The organism is Nocardioides sp. NPDC057577 (genome assembly GCF_042801335.1).
GTDB lineage: Bacteria > Actinomycetota > Actinomycetes > Propionibacteriales > Nocardioidaceae > Nocardioides.
Genome location: NZ_JBHVGB010000300.1, coordinates 1 through 3,201, shown reverse-complemented (window position 1 = coordinate 3,201; position 3,201 = coordinate 1). Strand labels below are relative to the sequence as shown.

At 70.0% G+C, this 3,201-nt stretch carries 4 protein-coding genes; 1 reads left to right on the top strand and 3 read right to left on the bottom strand.

Going from position 1 to position 3,201, the window contains the following annotated elements; all coding sequences use genetic code 11:
- Positions 1-116: 116 nt before the first annotated feature.
- Genes ACFU7D_RS29175 through ACFU7D_RS29165 form a run of 3 tightly spaced genes read right to left on the bottom strand, consistent with a single transcriptional unit; the run spans position 117 to position 2,310 of the window.
- Positions 117-905: an ABC transporter permease gene (locus ACFU7D_RS29175; protein ID WP_378873905.1), complete on the bottom strand. Its 789-nt coding sequence runs from the start codon at positions 903-905 to the stop codon at positions 117-119.
- Positions 905-1,858 (bottom strand): ATP-binding cassette domain-containing protein, encoded by a 954-nt coding sequence (locus ACFU7D_RS29170; RefSeq protein WP_378873902.1) that lies wholly within the window; start codon positions 1,856-1,858, stop codon positions 905-907. Before ACFU7D_RS29170 ends, ACFU7D_RS29175 begins: the two co-directional genes overlap by 1 nt.
- On the bottom strand, positions 1,855-2,310 hold the full coding sequence (locus tag ACFU7D_RS29165) for a nitroreductase/quinone reductase family protein (RefSeq protein WP_378873899.1): 456 nt from the start codon (positions 2,308-2,310) through the stop codon (positions 1,855-1,857). Before ACFU7D_RS29165 ends, ACFU7D_RS29170 begins: the two co-directional genes overlap by 4 nt.
- A gap of 108 nt (positions 2,311-2,418) precedes the next feature.
- Between ACFU7D_RS29165 and ACFU7D_RS29160 the strand changes: the two genes are divergently transcribed.
- Positions 2,419-3,180, top strand: coding sequence for a TetR/AcrR family transcriptional regulator (locus ACFU7D_RS29160; RefSeq protein ID WP_378873896.1), 762 nt, complete (start codon positions 2,419-2,421; stop codon positions 3,178-3,180).
- Positions 3,181-3,201 lie beyond the last annotated feature (21 nt).

Genomic DNA, 3,201 nt, shown 5'->3' with positions numbered 1-3,201 from the left:
CCGACGGCCTCGAACCGGCCACCGATTGACCCCCACCCACCCGTCAACGGGCCGGGGATGGCATCGCCTTCCCGGGCCCGTTCTGCTTTCTCAGCCCAGACTCTCAGCCCGGACTCTCAGCCCAGACGCCGGAAGGCGCGGGTCGAGAGCGGGACGAAGATCGCCATCAGCACCGCGGGCCAGGCCAGTGCCAAGAGCATCGCGTGGTCGGCGAGCACGCCCTCGGTGATGCCGGTGGGGTTGCCGAACAGGTCGCGGCACGCCGCGGCGGTGGCGGAGACCGGGTTCCAGGAGGCCAGGAAGCCCAGCCAGTCGGGCATCGTCTCGGCGGGAACGAACAGGTTCGATGTGAACCCCAAGGGCCACACCAGCACCTGCACCATCGTCAGCGCACCCTCCATCCGCAGGGTCAAGCCGAGGAAGATGCCGAGCCACAGCATCGCCAGGCGCAGCCACAGCAGCAGCCCGACCGCGGTGAGCGCCGACCCCAGCGAGGCGTCGACGCGCCATCCGATGAGCAAGCCGCCAACCATCAGTACGGCCAGCTGGAGCGCGGAGTTGGCGAGGTCGGCCACCGCCCGGCCCGCAGGCACCGCCAGGCTGGAGATCGGCAGCGACCTGAACCTCGCGGTGACGCCGCGTTTGGTGTCCTCGGTGACGACCGCCATGGTGCCGTCGATACCGAACATCATGGTCAGCGCGAGCACGCCCGGCAGCAGGTAGTGCAGGTAGTCACCGCCGCCCGGCATCTGGATAGCGCCGCCGAACAGGTAGCCGAAGACCAGCAGCATCATGATCGCGAACAGGATGCCGAAGACGATTCCCCAGGGTTCGCGTTGCCAGTGCTTGAGGTCACGAAGCGTGATCACCCACGACTGGCGCAGGGTCGCGGCGAGAGCGGACATCAGGCGGCTCCTTCAGGGGTACGTCGGTGGTCGGGGCTGGTCACGTGCAGGAACACCTCGTCGAGGGTCGGTCGTCTCAGCAGCACGTCGTCGACGTTGATCCTGGCGGCGTCCAGGGTGCGTACGACCTCGACCAGGGTCGCGCCGCCGCCCGAGGCGCCGGCCTCGACCGTGACCTCCAGGGTTTCCGCGGAGACGGTGACCGCCGGCCCCAGGGCCGACGCCATCCGGTCGAGGTGCTCGGGATCGAGTGCGGTGAGGATCACCCGGTCGCCGCCGAGCTCGTCCTTGAGCGATGCCGGGGTGCCCGAGGCGATCACCCGGCCCTCGCCCAGCACGGTCACCATCCCGGCCAGCTGGTCGGCCTCGTCCAGGTACTGCGTGGTCAGCAGCACCGTGGTCCCGTCGGCGACCACCTGGCGCACCATCTCCCAGACCTCGTGGCGGCCGCGCGGGTCCAGCCCGGTGGTTGGCTCGTCGAGGAAGAGGATCCGCGGCCGGGTGACCAGACCGGCGGCGATGTCGAGCCGGCGGCGCATCCCGCCGGAGTAGCCCGAGACCTTCCTGTCGCCGGCATCGGTGAGGCCGAAGGCGTCGAGGAGGTCGCGGGAGCGGCGTACGGCATCGGCCTTCGAGAGGCCGTGGAGGCGGCCGAACATGACCAGGTTCTCGCGGCCGTGGAGGGCCTCGTCGAGGGCGGCGCTCTGCCCGACCAGGCCGATCGTGGAGCGGACCCGGGCGGGGTGGCGTACGGCATCGTGGCCGCCGACGCGCACCTCGCCGGCGTCGGGCCGGGTCAGGGTCGCGAAGACGTTCACCGCAGTCGACTTGCCGGCGCCGTTGGGCCCCAGCAGGGCGTGCACGGTGCCGGCGGCGACCTCGAGGTCGAGGCCGTCGAGCGCCTGGGTGTCGCGGTAGCGCTTGCGCACGCCGCGGGCGGAGAGCGGACTCATCGCGCCACCTCGATCCGGAACACGCCGCACTGCCCGACCACCGTCTCGAAGGCTTCCGGCGTCAGGTCCGTGACCACCCCGGCGTCGAGCATGATCTTCGCCCCGTCGGCCATCCGGTCGGGCCAGAGCCGGAGCACCGTCAGTGCTTCGTCTCCCTCGACCTCCACGAGGCGCACATCCTCCGTGCTCCTCCCGATCCGGAGGGTTGCGCGGCCGGCGGCGGCACGTACGTTGCGCGCCCAGTCGGCGCCCGGGAAGCCTTCGAGCAGGTAGCGCCCGCCGTTCAGGTCCAGCACGGAGAGCGGGGTGCTGCGGGGCTTGCCGCTCGTGCGGCCCGGCACGGTGAGCACCGGCAGCTCCTTCATCCCGATCCCGGTCTTCGACAGGGTCATGAAGACCTTGTTCATCGGCTTGAGCCAGCGCGGCGGCACCGGCTTGGCGTCGTTCGGCATATACGTTCCTCCAATTTCGTACGCTGTACGAAGATCTCAACGGAGCGACTGTAGCATTTGTTCCGTACGACGTACGAAATTATTTCGGATGAGGTTACGATGAGCGACGTGCCGGACCAGCCAGACCAGACGGATCCCTCCCTTCGCCTGCTGTGGCGCCATCGGGGCGGGGCGCGCGAGGAGCCCAGGTCGAAACGGGGTCCGAAGCAGAAGGTGAGCGTCGACGAGATCGTCGACGCCGCGATCGACCTCGCCGACGCCGAGGGCCTGGCTGCCGTGACGATGCGCGCGATCGCCCAGCGCTTCGGCCTGGGGGCGATGACGCTCTACTCCTACGTGCCCAACCGGGACGCGCTGCTGGTGCTCATGGCCGACCAGGTGACCGGCCGCGCCGAGCTGCCGGAGCTGCCCACGGACCCGCGCAAGCGCCTCGAGCTGGTCGCCAACCTCACCCACGACGAGCTCCGGGCCCATCCGTGGCTGCTCGAGGTGCAGGACGTACGCCCCTGGCTCGGGCCCAACATGAGCGACCGCTACGAGTGGCAGCTGCAGGCGGTCGACGGTCTCGGGCTCTCGGACCTGGAGATGGACCAGACCGTCGCCGTGCTGATCGGGTTCGCGGGCAACATCGCGCGCAGCGAGCTCATGAAGCGACGTGCCGAGCAGGTCACCGGGATGACCGAGTCACAGTGGTGGGAGGCCAACTACGACACCCTGAGCGAGGTCATGGCGGGCAGCCACTATCCGCTGGCCAACCGGGTCGGCACCGCCGCCGGCGAGGCCTACCAGGCGGCCACCGACCCCGCGCGCGAGCTCGACTACGGCCTGGCCCGGATCATCGACGGCATCCTCGCGCACGTCGCCGGATAGCCGAGTCGGCTCGTTCTAACG

Excerpts from the sequence above, each read along its gene's own strand:
- ACFU7D_RS29165 (WP_378873899.1), bottom strand. The coding sequence starts at position 2,310 with ATGCCGAACGACGCCAAGCCGGTGCCGCCGCGCTGGCTCAAGCCGATG.
- ACFU7D_RS29175 (WP_378873905.1), bottom strand. The coding sequence starts at position 905 with ATGTCCGCTCTCGCCGCGACCCTGCGCCAGTCGTGGGTGATCACGCTT.
- ACFU7D_RS29170 (WP_378873902.1), bottom strand. The coding sequence starts at position 1,858 with ATGAGTCCGCTCTCCGCCCGCGGCGTGCGCAAGCGCTACCGCGACACC.